The sequence below is a fragment of the Calothrix sp. CCY 0018 genome, from assembly GCF_963920925.1.
Taxonomy (GTDB): Bacteria; Cyanobacteriota; Cyanobacteriia; order Cyanobacteriales; family Nostocaceae; genus Rivularia.
The window spans coordinates 133,452-153,651 of record NZ_CAWUDI010000012.1 but is presented as its reverse complement, the minus strand read 5'-3'; the positions used below and the strand labels follow the sequence as shown (position 1 = coordinate 153,651).

The 20,200-nt window shown below is 36.8% G+C and carries 16 protein-coding genes; 12 read left to right on the top strand and 4 right to left on the bottom strand.

The genetic code is table 11. The features are described 5' to 3' along the window. Window positions 1–18: 18 nt before the first annotated feature. The 11 genes from ACM03V_RS11325 to ACM03V_RS11275 all read left to right on the top strand — a co-directional run bounded on the left by ACM03V_RS11325 (window position 19) and on the right by ACM03V_RS11275 (window position 12,836). Window positions 19–729 (top strand): hypothetical protein, encoded by a 711-nt coding sequence (locus tag ACM03V_RS11325; RefSeq protein ID WP_414620882.1) that lies wholly within the window; start codon window positions 19–21, stop codon window positions 727–729. Between the two features lie 13 nt (window positions 730–742). Continuing rightward, window positions 743–1,762, top strand: coding sequence for a hypothetical protein (locus ACM03V_RS11320; RefSeq protein ID WP_414620881.1), 1,020 nt, complete (start codon window positions 743–745; stop codon window positions 1,760–1,762). Between the two features lie 17 nt (window positions 1,763–1,779). Then, entirely contained in the window at window positions 1,780–2,574 is a 795-nt protein-coding gene (locus ACM03V_RS11315) for a hypothetical protein (RefSeq protein WP_414620880.1), read from the top strand. Then, entirely contained in the window at window positions 2,574–4,394 is a 1,821-nt protein-coding gene (locus tag ACM03V_RS11310) for a TrbI/VirB10 family protein (protein WP_414620879.1), read from the top strand. The genes ACM03V_RS11315 and ACM03V_RS11310 overlap by 1 nt, the downstream gene beginning before the upstream one ends. Beyond that, window positions 4,391–5,140 (top strand): hypothetical protein, encoded by a 750-nt coding sequence (locus ACM03V_RS11305; protein ID WP_414620878.1) that lies wholly within the window; start codon window positions 4,391–4,393, stop codon window positions 5,138–5,140. The genes ACM03V_RS11310 and ACM03V_RS11305 overlap by 4 nt, the downstream gene beginning before the upstream one ends. Further along, window positions 5,137–6,981, top strand: coding sequence for a hypothetical protein (locus tag ACM03V_RS11300; protein WP_414620877.1), 1,845 nt, complete (start codon window positions 5,137–5,139; stop codon window positions 6,979–6,981). Before ACM03V_RS11305 ends, ACM03V_RS11300 begins: the two co-directional genes overlap by 4 nt. Window positions 6,982–7,027: 46 nt before the next feature. Then, window positions 7,028–7,516 (top strand): hypothetical protein, encoded by a 489-nt coding sequence (locus ACM03V_RS11295; protein ID WP_414620876.1) that lies wholly within the window; start codon window positions 7,028–7,030, stop codon window positions 7,514–7,516. 75 nt (window positions 7,517–7,591) lie between these two features. Then, the gene (locus ACM03V_RS11290; RefSeq protein ID WP_414620875.1) at window positions 7,592–9,415 is read left to right on the top strand and encodes a type IV secretory system conjugative DNA transfer family protein; all 1,824 of its coding nucleotides are present in this window, start codon (window positions 7,592–7,594) and stop codon (window positions 9,413–9,415) included. Between the two features lie 65 nt (window positions 9,416–9,480). After that, complete coding sequence (locus tag ACM03V_RS11285; RefSeq protein WP_414620874.1) at window positions 9,481–9,801, top strand: hypothetical protein; 321 nt, start codon at window positions 9,481–9,483, stop codon at window positions 9,799–9,801. Then, window positions 9,798–11,195, top strand: coding sequence for a hypothetical protein (locus ACM03V_RS11280; protein ID WP_414620873.1), 1,398 nt, complete (start codon window positions 9,798–9,800; stop codon window positions 11,193–11,195). Before ACM03V_RS11285 ends, ACM03V_RS11280 begins: the two co-directional genes overlap by 4 nt. Before the next feature lie 18 nt (window positions 11,196–11,213). Next, on the top strand, window positions 11,214–12,836 hold the full coding sequence (locus tag ACM03V_RS11275) for an AAA family ATPase (RefSeq protein WP_414620872.1): 1,623 nt from the start codon (window positions 11,214–11,216) through the stop codon (window positions 12,834–12,836). A gap of 74 nt (window positions 12,837–12,910) precedes the next feature. On the opposite strand, the gene ACM03V_RS11270 is transcribed toward ACM03V_RS11275, so the two are convergent. Then, window positions 12,911–13,282, bottom strand: coding sequence for a helix-turn-helix domain-containing protein (locus ACM03V_RS11270; protein ID WP_414620871.1), 372 nt, complete (start codon window positions 13,280–13,282; stop codon window positions 12,911–12,913). Window positions 13,283–13,767: 485 nt separating this feature from the next. Here ACM03V_RS11270 and ACM03V_RS11265 point away from each other — a divergent pair, with 485 nt between their 5' ends. Continuing rightward, window positions 13,768–14,571, top strand: a complete 804-nt coding sequence (locus ACM03V_RS11265) for a DNA cytosine methyltransferase (protein WP_414620870.1) — start codon at window positions 13,768–13,770, stop codon at window positions 14,569–14,571. Between the two features lie 1,730 nt (window positions 14,572–16,301). Here ACM03V_RS11265 and ACM03V_RS11260 read toward each other — a convergent pair. From ACM03V_RS11260 to mobV, 3 genes are all read right to left on the bottom strand, one after another. Further along, window positions 16,302–17,153 carry a hypothetical protein gene (locus tag ACM03V_RS11260; protein ID WP_414620869.1) on the bottom strand — a complete coding sequence of 284 codons (852 nt, stop codon included), beginning with the start codon at window positions 17,151–17,153 and terminating at the stop codon, window positions 16,302–16,304. 457 nt (window positions 17,154–17,610) lie between these two features. After that, window positions 17,611–18,060 (bottom strand): hypothetical protein, encoded by a 450-nt coding sequence (locus ACM03V_RS11255; RefSeq protein WP_414620868.1) that lies wholly within the window; start codon window positions 18,058–18,060, stop codon window positions 17,611–17,613. A gap of 15 nt (window positions 18,061–18,075) precedes the next feature. After that, window positions 18,076–19,734: a MobV family relaxase gene (gene mobV / locus ACM03V_RS11250; protein WP_414620867.1), complete on the bottom strand. Its 1,659-nt coding sequence runs from the start codon at window positions 19,732–19,734 to the stop codon at window positions 18,076–18,078. Between the last annotated feature and the right edge of the window lie 466 nt (window positions 19,735–20,200).

The following is a 20,200-nucleotide window of genomic DNA, read 5'->3' as shown; positions in this document are numbered from 1 at the left end:
ATAAGGAATCGAGTAATTATGAGAAAGAAAAAACTAGTATTTTTCGGATTAGGAGGAGCAATTGTTATTTCTATTGTAGGTATAACCAGCGCTCGCGCATCATCAATACCAGTTATCGGAAACACTCTCGACCAATTAAAACTGGAGTTAAAATCTTTTGATAATTATGTTGGATCTATATTGGAGAACAAACTAGAACCGTTGAGTGCCTCTTTAGGTAAAGATATAGAAGCAGCTATTAATGAAACGCTTGGTGTATTAGGTTTACCGGACGCTACCGAGGCTCGTACAGAAGTAGAAAGCGTTGCAGCAACTTCAGATACTGCTGTAAATACGGTAGAACAAGTAACAAATGAAGTTGATCGTCAGATTACTCGTGCTGTAATAGACAGTACATTGGGCAAAAATGGACAACAATCTACTACTCAAGAAGTTGAAAAAACCCAAACCTCTATTGAACGAGTTCAAATTTATGCAGCCGCAGCTCAAGACGAGGTAGTTACACAGAATGTGATGAAGCGAATTGCCCAACAAAATACATCAACCGCAGCGATTTTAGGAGCAATGCGTGCGGATGGTTTGAGATCGAAACAATCGCAAGATTTAGCAAATCTAAACTTGACTAACATTTCAAGGTCTTTAGATGGTCAAAATCAAATGCGTAACAAGGAAATAGTTGGTCAAGGCTTTAGTAATTTAAGAACAGCATCACAAGCAAGATTGTTTTAAGAGGATTGTCTTTATGTCATTCCTATTACTACATTGGGGACTCATTCTTGCTCAAGTTGAAAACCCTAATCCTGGGCAAGCAGCTTCTACGATTACGGAGGATGGAATCGCCGCGAGCGAAGCTGTTGCTCAGTCGATGGATAAACTGTGGGATGACGTACTTGGTGGGGGATTGTATGGTGCGATCGCCAATCTGGGAATTTTCTTTGCTGTCGGAACTCTATTAATTTTTATGGTGCAATGGACGAGAGAAATGGTTGATGGTGATAACAGCAAAGCTTTCTCAGAAATCATCTGGCCATTAGTCGTAATAGTTTTACTTACCAACAATGCCAAACTTTTATCACAAGCAACTCTTGGCATACGGACTATTATCAACCAAACAAATCAAACGCTTTTAGAAAGTACATCTGCTTCTATCCAATTGCAAGAAGCTTATCAGCGAGTAATGGTTAAAACTGGTTCGGGAGACGCAATAAGAACATTAATTACTCAATGTAACGCGATCGCTGACCCCACTCAACAAGCAGAATGCTTACAAAATGCCCAAAAACAAGCTCAAGAAATTGAATCAAAAATTTCTTATAACAATCCCAATTTTCTTGAAGGTATCAACGATTTTTTCAACACTAATATCTTTCAATTAACGGTTCGGGGGTGGTTGTTGGCTTTTAGTATCGCCTTTCAGTGGATTGTAGAAGTTTCTATGTTGCTGACAGCATTATTAGGACCTCTAGCCGTCGGAGGTTCATTACTACCTGTAGGGAACAAAGCAATTTTCGCTTGGTTGACGGGTTTCTTTTCAGTAGGAATGATAAAACTTTGTTTCAATATAATTTCTGGTTTGGTTGCCACATTGGTTATGGATACCAACAATAATGACCCGATGATTTTTGCTTTTTCTATTGGTATTCTTGCCCCTATTTTATCTGTCGCATTAGCTGCGGGTGGAGGTATGGCTATTTTGAGGAGTTTTTCAAGTATTGCAAGTTTGGGACTTTCTTCAGTTGTAACTGGATTTGTTAGAAAATAATCAATGATATTTAATATATGACAATTGATAAAAATTTAAACTCTTCCAATGAAAACAGACGCTTAAAATTTTTGAATCGTAGTGCAACTCGTTTTTCTAGAAGTGATACTTTAGCATTGTTCACTGTTGGAACTTTTGGGTTACATCTTTTAGCTTTCGTTATTTTATTTCTGTTGTACGGTTCCTATTCTCAACTAAGTAAAAAAGCACCTCCAACTTTAGTGCAATTAGAAAGTGGTAAATCAATTAAAGTTGCTCAATTAGGAAGTTTAGAACGCACACCCCAGGTAGTACTACGCTTCGTTTCCGATACAATGACTTTGATGATGAATTGGTCGGGAAATTTACCAGCTACAACAGTTGAAGATGCTTATGAACCCAAGTCCGATAGTGGTGTAGATATTCGTTCAATTAGCAATAGTAGGGGTAAAGTTACTTATGGAGCATGGCAAGCATCCTACGCTTTATCGTCAGATTTTCGTAAACAGTTTTTAGAATTGCTTGCTGACATTACGCCTTCAGGAGTGTTTAAAGGAAAAACGCAAGTAGTTTTTGTTCCACAATATTTTCAACAACCAGTAAAAATCGCTGAGGGTAAATGGAAAGTGAGGATGGTTGCTAACCTTACTATGTTTGAACAAAGTAATAAGTTGGGAGAAGTGATTCCATTCAATAAAGAAATTTTTGTACGAGCAGTAGAAGCACCTTCTCCTCCTAACAAAGTTGATGGACTTGCCTTCTTAGTTTATCAAGTACGTTCAAGTGGTTTAGAAATTTATGCAATACGAGATTTACCACAGGAGAATCTGTGATGAATGAAAATTTAAATGATGAAAATGTTGTTAAAGAAGAAAACCAGGAATCTGAAACCAGTTGGAATGAAGAAAGTTTAGCAAAATTACTAGGCTATGATTATTCTGATAATCAAAATAATACTGTTGAAGAAACTGATATAGAAACGATTAGTTCTATTGATGAGCCAATAGGCAATAACGAACAAGAAGAAAACGGTACAGAGGTACAAAGCACAAATAAGAATGTAGTTGATACTCACGAATTATTTGACTCGCCACATGATAGTAAAACTCAGCCAACTTTTGCAACTAATCCTTTCGCTAAGTTTGGTGCAGTAGGTTTGATGTTACTGGTTGTGTTTGGTACAGGAGCCACTTTCCTAAATACTATTATTTCTGGCAAACCAAGAACTGCACCGAAGCTTACAGCTAGCAAATCTGAAAAACCGAAAGTTCTTTTTAAAGAAGATACTAAACCAGCAGAAGTAGAGAACGGAAAATTAAAGGCTTCATTGGCTCTCTCAACTCAAGCAGAAAAAATTAAGTCACAAGAAGAGTTAAAAAATACTAAAACACCGATTCCAAAAACGGATTCTCAAATTCCCCGAAAATTGAACAAAGAGAATACTAACATTCAAAGGAAAAATATAGCCCCCGTTGAAAGACCGCCAGTAATAACGCCAGTAACAAGTAGAACACCAGTTTATAGAACAGTACCTCGTCCGACCATACGGCAAAATAATTATCCAACACCCGTGGATTATCCTCCCTCAAGAGCTTTGCCTCCCTCTCCCCCGTCTACTGTAATCAAGCCTAATTCAACACCAATACCTTCTCCCGTAAGAAGAGTATCACCACCACCTATCCCTGAGAAACCACCCGACGTAATCGACCCAATGAAACAATGGGTAGCAACTAATCAGTTGGGAAGTTATGGTAGCGCTGAAATTGCGATAAATACTTTAACAAAAAACGAACAACGAAGTTCAGAGCAAACAGAAGTTGCAGTAAGTGAGGAAGACTTAAAGCCTAAAAAAATGCCCCTTTCTGTTCCTTTAATGGTTTCTAATCGAACTGTTGAAACTGCTATTCATCCCGAACCACTTTACGCAGAAGAGGCTCGAATTTTGAACGAAGGCAGAAGTATATCTGTCGAAACTGTAGGAGTACTAAAAGTCGGTTCTACCATTCAGGGTAAATTGCTGACACCATTGATTTGGGATAAAGATTCAACTAATAATGCTAATCCCAAACAATCAAAGTTTGATCGGAAAGAAAATTTTATAATTCAAACTACCGAACCCCTTAAAGATAGCAATGGTTTTATTACTCTTCCAAAAAATACTCAGATTGTTGTGACTATAAAAGACATTCAAGAATCTGGATTAGTACAACTCCAAGCAGCGCAGATTCTTATTAACGGCAAGCAATATATCCTTCCTCAACAAGCAATTAGTATTCGTGGAAATTCGGGTAAACCTTTGATAGCTTCAAAGCAAGGTAATAAAGGTGAAGATATTGCCGCACGGGATGCAGAAACGTTTGTAGTCGGTTCCCTTTCTAAAGTTGGTAAAGTACTTAATCAACCCAAGTCCGAGCAATTCTCTACTTCGGGTGGTTTTGGCGGTAATAGTAGTTTTTCTTCTATTAGACGAGGTAATTCTAATATTTTGGGTGCTGTTCTAGAAGGTGGATTTGAACCACTTACCGAACAAATTAAGGAGCGTAATAAACGTAAATCATCAGAAGTTGAACGGCGCAAAAAGGTTTGGTATGTCCCTGCTAATAGGGATGTACAGATATTTGTGAATCAATCCTTTACCTTCAGTGAACGATGAAAAAATTTGTACAAAAAACTATTATTTTTTCAATTTCTACCATACTAACTTTTACCAGTATTTCTATAAAAGTAATTGCTGGTGAGATGAAAAATGGTGTAAAGCGAATAAGCAATACTGTTGCGACTGGAAATAGTGAAAGGGAAATACCTTTAATTAAATTATCTCCTGGATATGGAGTCAATATTTCATTTATCCCTACTGGTGAGAAAGTTGAGAAGGTATGGTTGGATAACCCTGCTATTGCTTCTTTAGATGTTGATGGATGTTTATCTGGATTGGGAAAAGAGTGTGAGTCAGGTAATGGTGCAACTGTATTACATTTACGTCAAATTAAACCTTTGGATTTTAAGCAGTTACCTTCATCAAATAATAGCTTATTGACGGTAGTAGCAAGAGGTGAAGATAAGCGACGGGTTTATTTATTTCGGGTAGCAATGGGGGATAAAACACCCAAATTCCACACAATTGAAATTACACCAACTCAAGAAGAGTTTAATGCTGATAGATTTCTGATTACAGATATTGAGAATTTACAGTTAATAACGCGAGGGCTTGAGATTGCCCAGCAACAGCGTTTAATTTCTCAAGAATCTCCCTTGATGAGAAGAATACAAAACTTTTTAGTTTCGGTGAGAGCGGGAGAACAGATAAATATCGCTGCTCGTAAAAATGGAATTTCTTTACGGTTGGTTAATCGCTTAAAAGAATTAGGACATACTCAAAATTCAAGTTTAAAGCTATGAAATTATCAAATAAAAAATTTAGTTTAAATAAAAGTATAGGTTTATCAATAATAATGAGCAGTGCAATCATTATTTCATCCCAGGCTCAAAACAAACCTGCTTCTTTAACTACACAAACTCAAATAAAAACTGTTAATTGGCAGAATACTCGTATACCAGACTGGAATCAAATTACTTTTTCGACAATGCCTTTTATTAATACAGATGGCTCATTTCAAGTACCTCAAGATGTTGAGAAAAAGTTAGGTTATAATCCCAATCGAAGTTGGGAAGAAGGACAAAACATAGCAGAATTTATGATGCTAGGTGATTTTCAGGACTCTTTTGAACTACAAAAGTTTTCGCTGGCTGATATTTCTCAAATTACTGGCGAGGATTTGACTAAACTTAATTTAGGAAGCTTTGGTGTAATCAAACTACAAACTTTAGGTAGCTTGGTTTCGGCAATTCCTGAGTTAGAGAATATTCCCATTGCTGAAATTAAACCTGTTGCCGATCTATTATCTCAAAAATTATCTGCTTCTGTAGATGGTAATCAAACGATTGGTAATTTATTAGGGCGATCGCCACATTTAAGTAAGTTAGATTTTTCTGAAATTGCTGAAGGGGCGAATTATAATATTGATTCCATACCTGGACTATCCACAACGCCAATTGAAGAATTTGAAAAATGGCAAGGGGTTTATATCAACTCTGTTCCGGGTTTGGAGTCGGTTCCTTTCTCCCAATTCCCCAATCCCATAAACGCCTCCGGTGGAACGTTCGGAATTGTTGACGTTGCTTTTGGAACCGACGAACAGCAGCGACAACGAACAATTTCTGGAAGTAACAAAGAAGGTTTCGCCGTACCTTGCAATAAAGACTGCGCTCATGTTGAGTTATCTGGCTCTAATGCTGTTAAAGGTAAAGCCTGGGTTAGTGGTAAATATCAGTTAGTCAAAGGTGGTAGAGGAATTTTAGGTTCTGTTAATGGCGGAAAAGAACCTACAGGCAGACATCTTTTTGGCGATGCTTTTAAGGTAGCAGTTTGGGATGTGTCAGAAGTAGATGGAATGATGTCCCAAGCTTTATTCTTTCGGGTTTGTATGCGAAATAATTTTGTTGATTTGGGATGTACACCCTATTTTATCGGTCCGGTTCCATTTATGACTTATCGGGAGAAAGACCCTATATTTTTAGGCTTGATAAATGGAGATGGTGAAAATTCTATTTCTACTCCTACAGGTTTGAAAAGTAGCGGATTTACTTTTAATAGTTCTCCCATAATTTCAAGTAGTAATTTATCTAATTTATTACCACCAAACAAAGGTAGTTGTAGTAAAAAGCATATATCAGGTACTAACATAGATGCTTTAAGCACTGCGCTTTCTGATATTCAAGATAACTACAACTCTGTTGGGAATTATCTTTGTGATGGTAATGGTAATTGCGGTCGCTCTCTGGGAGCAATGCAATTTATGTCATACCGTCCTAATGTGAGAAAAATTATTAAGAGTAAATCTGGTGGGACAAAATTTCTTACTAGATTAGATAAAGGTAAAGAAGTTACAGGTGAAGAAATGGTGCAATATTTTTCACCTACAGAACAACAGAATTTAATTGCTTCTGATACGAATAAATTATTGGATAAAGCATCAAAACAAATTGACCCAACTACGGGAAAAACATTTGCAGGTGAAAGATTAATTGAACGTGTTGGTCAAATGCATTTTGGTGGTGTAAATATTCCAATTGATTCAGAAGTTAGTAATGCTAACGAAAGTAATTCTGTCAATAAGCATGGTATTGCAGTTGTAGATAAATATAGTGAAGCAATGAAAGATATGGAATGTATTGATTAAATATTCCTAAATTGAATCAAAATTATAAACCATTATATCTTGACATATGAAGAGGCACAATAATTTTTTAGCTTTTAAATTTTTCACCTGTAGTTTATTTGCTTTATGTATATTAACTGCTACTTTACTATGGATATTAAGCTTCAAATCGAATAGTAATAAATATCAATTTAATAAAAAATCAGAATATGTTTGGGAGAATGCTTACGATGCAGTTCCTCAATCTCTACTTGCACAAGTAAAATCTTCTCTCCCAAAAACTAAGTTAGAAAAAAAATCAATAAAAGTTATAAAAATATCATTAAATGGCGCTGGTGAATTATTTGTATTTGATTATCGTTCACCTGAATTATGTGGTGTCGCTGGCTGTTTATATGAAGTTTATCGCTCGGAGGGAGAACGTCTTTTACAAATAATTGCTAATCCAAATTTACCATCATCTCAACAATTAATAAAAGTTGATGATAGTATTTTTAAACCTTTTCCTTGTCTAATTTTTACTCAAAATACAACGTACCTTCATAATGGTATCTGAGAACGAATATTGTTTTGATACTGGTAGATATACGCACTTCCACGAAACTTGGACACCTATCGGAAAAACTAAAAAATGACAACTATTAAATTACAGACAACTACGACACCAACAACTTTACAGATTGAAAGACTGGCAGATTTAATGAAGTCACAATCTGGGCTGATGCTTATAGGTTGTTTTGCTGCGATCGCCATTTTCAATTTCTTATCCGGCGGTAATCATAAGGGTAAAGTAGCAACCAGTTACTGGGGTGGTAAACGTGAAAAACAGAAAGCTAAACGTAAGGCTAAAAAGCAGATTGCCAAACCAATTCGTAATTCAGTAGCACTTTATGTCGGTACTCCACCAGATATACGTTCGCAAATTGAAAAACAGTGGCGCTCCAAAGGGCTATTAAAATCTAAACCTTCTTTTACTCAAAAACTGCATAGGTGGAAAGAGCCAGAAAAAACGTTATATTTCCCTGATGCTCAAAGAGGAATTTCTGCTATTGGTGCAGCAGGTTCTGGTAAAACATTTTCAGTTATTGATCCCTTGCTCCGTAGTGCTTTTGACCAAGGATTTCCAATGTGTCTTTATGATTTTAAGTACCCCGCGCAGACTAAACGAGCTGTAGCTTATGCGATGAAACGTGGTTACAAAGTGCGGGTATTTGCGCCGGGATTCCCCGAAAGTGAAACTTGTAATCCTTTGGATTTATTGAAAGATGAAGAAGATGCTATTGCAGCAGGACAAATGACGCAGGTTATTTCTCGTAACTTTGACCGTAATAATAATAGTAGCGATAAATTTTTTGAAGAAGCTGGCGATAGTTTAGTTGAAGGTATTTTACTGGTAACAAAAGCAGTGAAAACTTTAACTGGTGATGATAAATATTGCGACTTAATGATGGCGCAAGCAATTTTATCTTTACCAAATTTGGCGGCACGTATGGAAGCTGCTTCCAAAGATAAACTCAAAGTATGGACTTCTCGACCACTTTCTCAACTTATCAGCGTTAAGGATTCTGAGAAAACAGCAGTGTCGATTATCGGTACTGCACAAAGAATGTTTCAGCGTTTTCTCAAACGCGATTTTGTAGGTGCTTTTTGCGGTGAAACGACGCTACCGTTGGATTTAGATGGAAAGCAATTGATTGTGTTTGGGTTGGATAGAAATAACCGAGATATTGTAGGTCCCTTACTTGCAGCTATTTTGCATATGATTGTTACCCGCAATGTATCGCGTACCGTACCCCGTTCTGACCCTTTGATTGTGGCATTGGACGAATTACCAACTTTGTACCTACCAGCGTTAGTAAATTGGCTTAACGAAAATAGGGAAGATGGCATGGTGGGGATTTTAGGATATCAAAATATTGCTCAATTAGAGAAAGTTTACGGAAAGGAACTGACAAGAGCTATTTTAGGGGGTACTGCAACTAAATTTATATTTAATCCCCAAGATCCCGAATCTGCGAAGTTATTTAGCGACTACCTCGGAGAAATGGAGATTCAGTTTAATTCTAAATCTCGCAGTACGGGGAAAGGGGGAGGCTCTCGCAGCACTAACGAACATCATCAAAAAAGACATCTATTAGAACCAGCCCAGTTTGCCAAGATGGGTACTGGGAGGGCAGTAATTATTAACCCAGCTTACCAGAGGGGTACGGAAGCTTATGTTCCGTTGTTGCAAAAAATAAAGGTTCCCTTATCAGATATCGGGCAGATGAATTGGTCTGAGGAGAAATGGGAATTTGTAAGAGAAAGATTGGTTCAAAATAATAGAGTACAAATTACTGACTCGGAACGTTCTAATCAGTTTTTGGAACGTGTTCATTTAGCAGAAGAATTATTTCCACTACCTGAACAACCTGGCGCTTTACCTTCTCCCCAAGAGCTTGCGGGTGTGTTTTAAATGAGATGTTGAGGATGTCTCTTTTTTTATTACTTTCGGCGGAATCAAAAATATTGATAAAAAAAATGCAAACACTACAAACACACTGGAATACAGAGGTTTCATCTCTTTTAGAAAAGTATCCCGAATGGCAGAAAATGTTAATGTCCGCTATTGATAAACCACAATTAGATGTAGGTTACTGTCCTTTCGTCATAGAAATATTTGACCAATATGGTTTATTAGCTGGCAGGATTAACAAGTTTGGATGCTATGAATGTAAGCGTTTAAGTAATCAAGAAAGCCAATTTGTAGCTTGGATGTTTGATGGAGAATTAGCAATCTTTTATGTGGATTCGCATATGCTTCTAAATCGTATAGCAATACGGGAAGAATTAACATTATGAGTGACATATTTACTTTAAACTCTGGTGATGCGACTGCGATGCAACAGCATTACGAACGAATAATTGAAAGTTTGTTAAGAACGTTATTAAATGACAAACATTCAGGAGAGAACCAACAGCAAGACTTGAAAATATTTGATGGCGATAGGTTGATTTACGGACGAGATAATAATCACTTTAGAGATGAAATATCTGGGATATCAGGACAGCTTTTAAATCCTCAACTAATTACCGAAATTCAACAATTACGCTCTACTCCTGTTGGTGATGTAGCTTCGGGAGTAATAAATAAAAAAGTTGAATTAGACGGAAAAGTTATTTTACAGAGTGATAAAGATGGCAAAGTACTAGTTAATAATTTTTTACAAGCTGAATCAAATCAAAGTCAAAGTAAATCTGAAGTTGTTGAAACAAGTAATACAAATACAGTTGATGAGAAGCAAGATTATGACAGCGATTCAAATAGCAACAATTCTAATAACCAAAAACCTGAAATCAAAGAAGATATAAGTTTACCATTTATCAATGGCTCAACAAGAGTTAAAGAATCTCTCCAAGTTTTAGAAGATAGCCCTATAAAAAATATACTTCTATCTGAGGTTGAGCAATTAAAGACTGAGTTAAAAGCATTACAGCAAGAACGCAGTTTTTATAAAGAGCTAATCGAACAAAGATTGCAGCAACCCAAAAATACTTCATGGTGGCAGCAAGCTATTAATAATGTCTCAACTGTGGTTCAAAGCGTGAATTCTGCTATCAAAATGGGAATACGCGAATTCAAAGATAGTTCTGTGCAACACAAAGGTGCTGCATCTTTAAAAACTTTATTTCATCTCGAAACGCAACCTGGAGCAAATCAATATACTGCTGGAGAATACCAAATTTCTCGTCAAGGTGCTTTATACGAAGTATCTAGCGAAGCAACGGGTAAACAAATAATGCAGTTTCGTTCAACCCCTTTGGGCATAAAAGTTGAACAAGGAAATTTGGACAGCACACAAATTCAAGATATTAGCAGTTTACAACTTTCTTTGAAGGAAAATGAACCTCTACCTACAACCTTTGCTCCTATAGGTAAACAAGAAGCCGAGTATTTTAAGGGTGTAGAGAAAGTTACTAATGCTTTAGTACAGTATGCCATCGCTCAACAACAGGAAGTAGAAATTGATGGTGTATTTTCTTATAAATGGCGAGCTAGCCCAGAAGGAAATGTGCATATTGAGGCGAAAGATGGACGTGGTGTGCTGTTAGAAAAGGATGGAGGAAAGCTAAAAAGTAATATGAGCCAGAAAGATTTAAATTACTTTGAACAAATTTTACCAAAGCTACAACCAAGACAACAAAATTTAGTTTTACCAGAATCTAAGAATAATCAAGGTATTGAATTAGTTTAGTAAGAGCTATTATTAACAATGGAATTATCTTATTTGAATTTATTGATTGATTCAGGTCTTCCTGTAGTTAACGTAACTTCTTCAACAAGGGAACGCATGACTGTTTTAGAGTGGATTTACCGGAACTGTGCGGAACCAAAAAATGTTCCTGTTTATTTATGGAATTCTGGCTGGAGTTGTTTTGAAGAAGTTAATTGCAATAAGATAGGTAAAATAAGTTTTTCAGCTATAAATTCAAGTCTGTGGGGCAACTGCGAGCAGGATATTTTTGCTGCTTTTAACTTTTTATTGAATACGCCTTCCGAAGGAATGTTTATATTTGAAAACTTGTTATCTTTAGCAAATAACCCATCACAAGAGGAAGGATTCTTTTCTCATAAGCTTATATCGCAAATAGTTAATATCTATTATGAATTAGAGAATCATGATGTTTTCAAAAGAATAATCATTTTAACCACCGATAATGTTGAGATGTCCCAGTCTCTGGCTAATTTAATTCCCAATTTATTTAATCCACTACCTTCCGCTCTCGATATCGCTGATTTTCTACAGAAAAATTTACCTAAATATATAAATAAAATTGATATATCAACTTTGGTAAATGCTGCTTCTGGTTTGACAATTGAAGAAATTCGTAATGGTTTAGCAATTGCGATTCATTCTTGCTTTTTATCAAATATTAATGATTTATCTAAACAACTTCTAGCTTATAAAATTCAACGCTTTCGTTCTTTCAATTTTAATTTTGTTTCAAAGCCAAGTGTTCCGGATTTTGGCGGTTTGGATTTATTCAAGAAGTTTACCCTTCAAGCAAAACTGGATTTTTCGATTGAAGCACAACATAATAATATTCCTCTTCCCAAGGGATGCTTACTAGTGGGACCACCCGGAACTGGTAAAACACTTGCTGCAAATGTTTGTGCCTCTCTTCTGGGTTTCCCTCTTGTCAGCGTGGATACCGCAGCCGTTACCTGTTACGGTGCAACATATTTAAAACGCACTTTAGAAAGAGTAGAAGCTTGCGCTCCTGTGGTGCTTTATTTTGACGAGTTGGATAAACTATTTTCTACATCTACTAATAGCGGGGATAATAATTCCACACAGATTTTAGGAACTCTACTTACCTGGTTGCAAGATAAAAAGACTCCAGTATTTGTCGTTGCTACTCTCAATAGACTTGATGCATTACCACCAGAGTTAACCAGGATGGGAAGATTTGATGAAATATTTTATGTAGGATTCCCTCAAGCTTACGAGCGCAAAGAAATTTTGATGATGCATTTGGCAAGATTTGATAAGCGATATCAAGATACTAATGTGCTTACACAAAAGGAATGGCGGATTATTCTCAATAAAACTGTTAATTGTACTGGTGCGGAATTAGCGCGGATAGTAGAGAAGGCTGCACGTAAACTATTTCACCAAGGACTAATAATGAATATTGGGTTGGGAGAATTGTTGGAACAGCGGGAAAAAATGGTTCCGTTGTATGTTAGAGATACTGACAGAATTTTGGCGATCGCCAATCGTGCTAAATATTTTGCACAACCTGCTAGTAGTGAAGATACGTCGGAGTTTGCACCTGTAATAACTTCGTTTTGGGGTGATGTACGCGATTTGAACAATAATAAAAACAATTAGATTAAAAAATGATACAAATTCGCCCCATTCCAGAAATCGTCATTTTTATTAAATGATACCTTACGTTTCAATTCCTACACTGCTTGCGGTAAGTGGCTAGAATCCTTATTTTCACAGGATTGAACGACCCAAATAGCAAGAGCATTGAGAACCTCTGCTTTTTCTTGGGGAGATGCTTCCATTACAAGCGATCGTAGATTGGTTTTTGGTTTAGAACCAACTAATCGCGAAATATACCATTCTCTTGCATCTTCAGGAAGAACCAATAGTAAAGCCAAAAATTTTGTTGTTAGCAAGTCACCCTTACCGCGCCGGAATCGAGACAAAGTAACTTCGGAAACCCCTATCAATTGAGCGATTTCTTTAGCTGAGATGTCAAAACGTTCTAGCATTTCATCGAACAGCTTTTGATGCATCTCCATACCTTTTGTAACGATTTCTTGCATTTTTAACGACAAATTAATTTAAGAGTTCTTTAAGTGATTAAATATTTATTTAATAAGATAGGCAAGTGAATTAAACAAAGCTTTAACTATCTTTATCCTAGCAATATCTTAAACCATTGGAGCAGGGTGTGTTTTGTTAAGCAAGTACTCCAATAAAAAATGATGACAATTTTTAATATTGATCAATATCAACAAACTTATAAACGCGACTGGAATGGTTTTAGATATGACACTACTGAAATTCAGCAGAATGTAGAACCGCTTGAAAATTCACATAATAAAGTTTCCGCAGGTATGGAAGTTTTAGAAGCAGGGGAGCAGGGAGGTAGGAGTGATAAAGATTCTTCGGATCGATGGAACCCGGCACATTTTGGCGAAGTCCCACGTAAACTCGATTCAAATGGCAATCCTACGATCTTTTGGGACGAAAGTATAGAACCACCAGACCCCGATGATTTTAAATCGTTACAAGAATACGAAAAAGCATGGCAGCAATGGGAAGAAAACTCCGACAACTCGATTTGTGTAGCGGAGTTGGAGCGGGATTTCCTCTCTCAGGAATCATCACCCGAAAAGTCAACTTGTGCGGACTCTGCGAAATCGACTCCTGGTGTAGAGAAATATTGCAACAACGATTTCCCGGAGTCCCCATCTACAACGACGTTAGAGAATTCCCAAGAGTCCAGGGAATCGACTGCATTACATCATCGCCACCGTGTCAATCTTTTACCGTTGAAGGAAAACGCTTGGGTGGAGCCGATAACCGAGACTGCATACCCGCAATACTGCGACTCGTCAGCACAATCCAACCCAAATTCTTTTGTCTCGAAAACGTACCCGGATTGCTATCTGCACCCCAATATCCTGGAGAAAAACCCGGAACATATTTTAAACAGATGCTCTGGCAGCTTTGCGAGTGTGGGTATGATGCACAATGGATTGTTGTCGGAACGCGATTTAAATTTGGAACCAGATGGTCTGGTAAAAGACTCTTGCTCGTTGCCACGTCCCGGAGCATTGAGTTGGAGTGGGAACGGACGACCTCCTGGGAATACCAAATCGGAAGCCAAAGCCAAGAAACTGGGATTGATTGGCAAGAACGAAGTATTCAACCCAGAATGGCTGGAGCAGGAATTTGGACTGCCAATCGGTTGGACAGATCCCCAGGAACACCGAGCGGCAACCGAACTAATCGCGCTCGAAGAGCAGCCCTCGGAAACTGTCTCGACACCAGGCTTGGTCAAATCGTCTGGCGGCGAATACTTTACCTCAACTCACTTATCAGTTAAGGAACAAAGCGGTAATTACAACACCACTACGCCTAATACTTTAAAAGCGATTAGTCTGTGGCAGCCGTATTGCTCTTTAATTCCCTTGGGTCTAAAAAATTACGAAACTAGAAGCTGGAAGACTAAATATAGAGGGAAGTTATTAATTTGCTCGACTGCTAAATCTACTAAAATTCAATACCAACAATATTTAAAGATTTGTAACGAGTTAGAGTTACCAGCTTGGAATGAAATTAATTTCCCACATGGTTATGCTCTTGCCGTTTGTGATTTGGTTGACTGTATCGAGATGACACCTGAATTTATCGCTCAACAGTCACAAACCGAACTAAAAAGTGGTGATTGGCAAATTGGACGTTATGCGTGGAAGTTAGAGAACGTTCAACCTATTACAGAACCGCTTCCAATTAAGGGTAAACAGGGACTTTTTAATGTTTCTGTCGATCTCTTTCAATCCCAAAAAGATAACTCCGGGGATAAAGAAGAAAGTAGCCCTAGTAAAAATAATTTATCCCCTAGTAAAAATAGCCTTAGTAATTTACTAAGGGATAAGAAAGAAAGCAGCCCTAGTAATAATCCTCTTCATAGCCCTAGTAAAAATGATTTATCCCCTAGTAAAAACAGCCTTAGTAATTTACTAGGGGATGGGGAAGAGGGTAGCCCTAGTAATAATTTAGGGGATAAGGAAGATAGTAGCCCTAGTAAAATTATCTCCCCTAGCAACAGCCCTAGTAATTTACTAGGGGACAATGAAGAGAATAGCCCTAGTAAAATTGGTTTATCCCCGGAGTTAGATAGCCCTAGTAATTTACTAGGGGACAATGAAGAAAACAACCCTAGTAAAAAGCGTCTATCGGGAGAAGGTAACGGCTATATCCATTGGCGCACTATTACCAAAAATGGCAAAAAATACCCACAGGCTTATTACCACTGGAAAGAAGGCAATAAAAAGCGCAGCAAGTACATTCCTAAGAAATTATTCGGAAGCGTTGAAAATGCAGAATCTGCTAAACGCCCCGTTATAGAGATATTGAAATTACTGGATGTTGCGACTAACTCTAGTAATTTACTAGGGGATGAAGAAAACAGCCCGGAGTTAAGTGATGCGAATGCAGATATTTCTAAAGGCGCAGATAAATTACTAGGGTATAAGTGGATAAATAACGGTGAAATTAATATATCACAAGGCTTTGATGGTAGCCCTAGTAATTCAGATAGTAGCCCTAGTAAAATCGAGTTGTCCCCTAGTAAAAGACGTAAAGGTGAAGGCAGCGGTAGCATTCACTGGCGTACTATTACTAGGGGTGGAAAAGATTACCCGCAAGCTTACTATCATTACGAGCTTTGGAATAGAGGCGATAGAGGCAGCAAAGCTGAACGCCTAGTTAAGTCGTCAAAGTACATCCCCAAGGGATTATTATCTCAGGTGCAACGGTTGGAAGCCCAGAAAGCACCAGTGAAGAAAATATTAAGAGTATTAGGAATATACCTGTAATTTTAAAATTTAAAATTAAGGTTCTTCTAATTTTCGCTTTAATAGCATTAAGTGAAATACTTTAATTTAATTAAAGCCAGAAAGAATATTTTCTTTAAACACATTTCTTTTTTTAATATTCTTTGACAATTTTTAATCTCCTAAAAAATTTTACTCGTGTGATGAATAAATGATATTTAGCCAAGCGCAATACTAAATTTATAGTAATAAAGCGCAATTTACCAAAATAAGAAAATTAACAACTTTTAGAAAGCATTTTTTCAACTCTTGCAGAAATACGTTCCTTCGCACAAGCTTTTAAAACCGTAATAGCACGTTTATTACCTTTTTTTGCTAAATATTCCCATATTGATAGCCAATCATTACAACTAAAAGTGTACGCCTGTTTAATCCCTTGTTCGGTAACAAATCGACATTCTATGGTTTGATGAGACAATTTCATTTTAGAAAAAACTCTGGCTTTTTTTGGTGAGGTATCCATTAACCATTCGGGGTTAGCTTGAATGCAATTCAATCCTTCGGTGCAGGAAATTCGATATTCTCCAGTCTGTAAAATTAGCACTTCCAAAGTAATATTATCTTCAAGTCGGATTTGAATTGTGTTTGCTCTTACAGGCGGACAATTACTTATGAAGAAGTAAGGATTTGGTGTTAAGTCTTCTCCGAAGGATGGATTTGTTAATGCGTCTATTAATTCTCCCCATTCCTCACGAGACAGAGATAATCTATTATGCTGTAACTTATCTTCTTCAAGAAGCCGTCGTAAATAGATTGCGATGCTAGGCAAAGTGATTGCATTTATGACAACTCTAGAAGGGATTATTACATTTAGTGTTTCTAAATCATTCGATTGCACAAAGTCTATGACATCCGTAATCGGTTGCCCAGCTAACTGTGCTACTCGACGAGCGCTCATTACTTTCATGCCATTTGGAAGTTGATAAGCTGCCCAAGAATATTGCTTCCATCGCCAGTTAGATGCAGTTGTTTTCGGTATCTTTGAATTTTGATTTGGATAAACAATTGTTCTAAAGTGACGAGAACTTACTGTTTGTTTTGGTGTATTGGTTTTAAAGAGATTCATCATCCGCTTATTGACTATCAATTAATACAATTTGTGTTCTCCCATCTAATCGTCGTTATAAATTACTACAGCGACGGTTGTTGCGTAATATTGATAATGTAATGGTAGTTATATGCACTTAATAACACTTTAATTTTTCTTGTTTTTTTCCATTTACTAACAGCAATTACTTCGCTAATTACTTTCAATTTAGCGAGAAATTATTAACTTTATAGTAGCTTAACTTAAGATGAATAGATTCACACTTTTTTAATATTAAAAAATATAAAGTTTCTATATCCTATATTTTTCTTTATAGAAAATTATTCTGTCATACATATAAAAATAAATAATTTTTTAGTTACAGATAAAAATATAATATTCCCTTATAATTACAAAAAAATATTTGATAAAAAAGATAATAGTTCATAACTATCAAGCCGTTAAGCAGTTATTCGCTGTTTATGCAATATATACTTAATTACTTGTTTATAAACTTCAAAATTAAATCTATATTTTTAGCTTCTCGCTTTTTTCCTTGTTGTAAATAGAGGGTTTTGGCACGGCGAAGAGATTTTTTACCATTTACAAGATTCTTCTGACAAATTAAACTCATACCTTGTCCTTGATAGCCTAAAGCAATTTTAGAATCAAGAGAAATAGCTTTTTGGAAAGATTGTTCTGCATTCTTACAATTAGCTTGGTGCTGTGCGTTGTCATTTTGTTGAAGTGGCGGTATTTCATTCATTACTTCGTAACCTCGTTCAACATACTCTTGTGCCGTCTTTGGTTGTTTAGATTGTTTGGGTTTCTGAAAACTTTCCATTGTTGAATTAACCCAGAGGTTAATACCCAGTATCATTCCAAGCAAGCCAAAACCAAGTATGTATGAGAAGGGATTATTACTCATCAAAACTGACAATATCGTCATTTCCAGCACCGTTCTTTATTCCAACGCGGCATAATTTGTAGCTCCAAGACGTGTTTGTAACTCTTTATTCCAAGTGGTTTTCGGCTGTAACTTGATTGAATGAGGTAAAAGCTTTTGAATGGCACCCGCCCTATAATGCGACATTGCGATCGCCACATTCGGTATAGTCTTGAGAAATTCTATAGGTATAGGAGCGTAAGTCTCGGTGATAGGGTGAATGCTATCGATGGATAAGTAGAGAGTTCTGTGTATGTGAGGGGCGTTTAATACTGCTAGAGACAATGATTCAATCGGCGAAGCAGTTATCATTGCTGCTGTTATGAGATTATCCGAGCTTCTTCCCATGCTCAGATGAAACCAACCACCAGAACGTTTACTTCCAGGATATAAACTAAAAGTATTCGCCGTCATTTCTAATGAATGCAGGTAGGCTCCGGTGACTCCAGAAGAAAGATTTCGCGCTAGAAATAGGGCACTACCTGATGTATCCGCATACAACAAACCACGCTGATTCAGTGTCTGCATTAATTTTTGCGGAATACAGTAATGTTTCTGGAAATATTTTTCAATTTCTTTCCAATGACTTTTATCGGGTACTGGTGCTACAAATTGTGCTTTGGGATTTTGATATGCAATGTGTAAGGCTTTGCTAGTGACTTGATTAGTTGCCGCAGCAAGCATTTGCTCCTCCCCGAATTTATCGCGCAACCAGATAAGTGCATCATCAAATTTACATTGATTAACTTGCATTACTAAATCAATAGCGTTATTTGTTGATAACCATTGATTGTCTTGATTTACCCCTAGTTCGTAAGCAACTAATTCTAAAGGTAAGTCTTGATGTTTAATACTTGCTTTCAGGATTCGTAATTCGGCAGAAAGTTGTTGACGCAGTTTTTCACCCTGTTTTGCAGTGTGTTTCAACTCGGCAAATTGCTTAAGCAAGCGAGAGCGTTGGTTGAGTTGATAATTGATTATTTCAAACTCAGGATTTAAAATTTTAATAATTCGCTGTCGGTACTCTTCACCTGTTTCATGCACCTGGGCTTTTGGAAGAAAGCGTTCTAAATTTATGAGTTGAGAATCTTGATTGACGGCAGCATAATATTTTTTGAGCGTGGTGTAGGTAGCTTTACTGCCTTTAATTCCGCGAGAGATGCCTAAATGTGAAAGAGCCATTCCAAAACTATCTTGCAGCTCGGATAATTTAATTTTTCCACCAAACAAGGCGCGACAGTTGAGTTTACCTCGTTCATCCAGCGGCACGATGTAAGCGTGAATGTGAGGTGTAATTTCATCGAGGTGCAACTCTGCTCTAACTACTCGTTCCCTCCAAGAAGAATCTAACCAATTAACAGATGCTTTCACAAAGTTATCTAAACGTTGTTTTTCATAAGTTCCTGCTTCTTGAGGTGCATTCGGACGGAAATAGGAAGCACTTGCACTAAGCAACATTTCTACCGCAAGAACGGCATTTGAGCGAATTTTCTGCGAACCGATTTTGTCTCTTACTAAAGTTGCTAAATCTAGATCAAAGGAGTCACCAATAATCCGTATATTGGTTACTTCTGGGTTGGCGTTAGGGGTGTCTCTCTCTCTAGCAGTATGTGCTTCATTGCCCTTCAGCATTCCCCAACTTTTTATTTTTTGGATTCTACAGATGGCTAGCGGCATAATTAATTGCCAATATTCTTCTGCTTTACTTTTGATAGAGGTAAGAAGTTTTCCTGCTTAAGGTGTGGAAAATTTTCCACACCTTATATCTCTTGGTTTTCAGTAAACTCATAACTTAACTATCAAAATTTTACACAAATATTTTTTATCTCGCTTATGTAGCTTCCTCAAATTAGTGTGATTAATTTTATATAGTTTATGTGATTACCCTTAAGAATAAAATATTATCTTGTTTTAATTATAATCTTTAGCATTAAAAATCAGTGTAATTATACACATATGCTTAATGGTTACTTAATGACTGTAATCAAGTTATAACAAGGATTTATATACTTTATAATACTGAGATGGTGAGAAACAGTCTTTAGAAAATTATAATACCAAAAATTTTAGTATTGATAGCCCTAAATTTACAATCTCTCTTTTGTAGTATTGCGGCTTTTAATGTTCATTCGTTACTAATAGA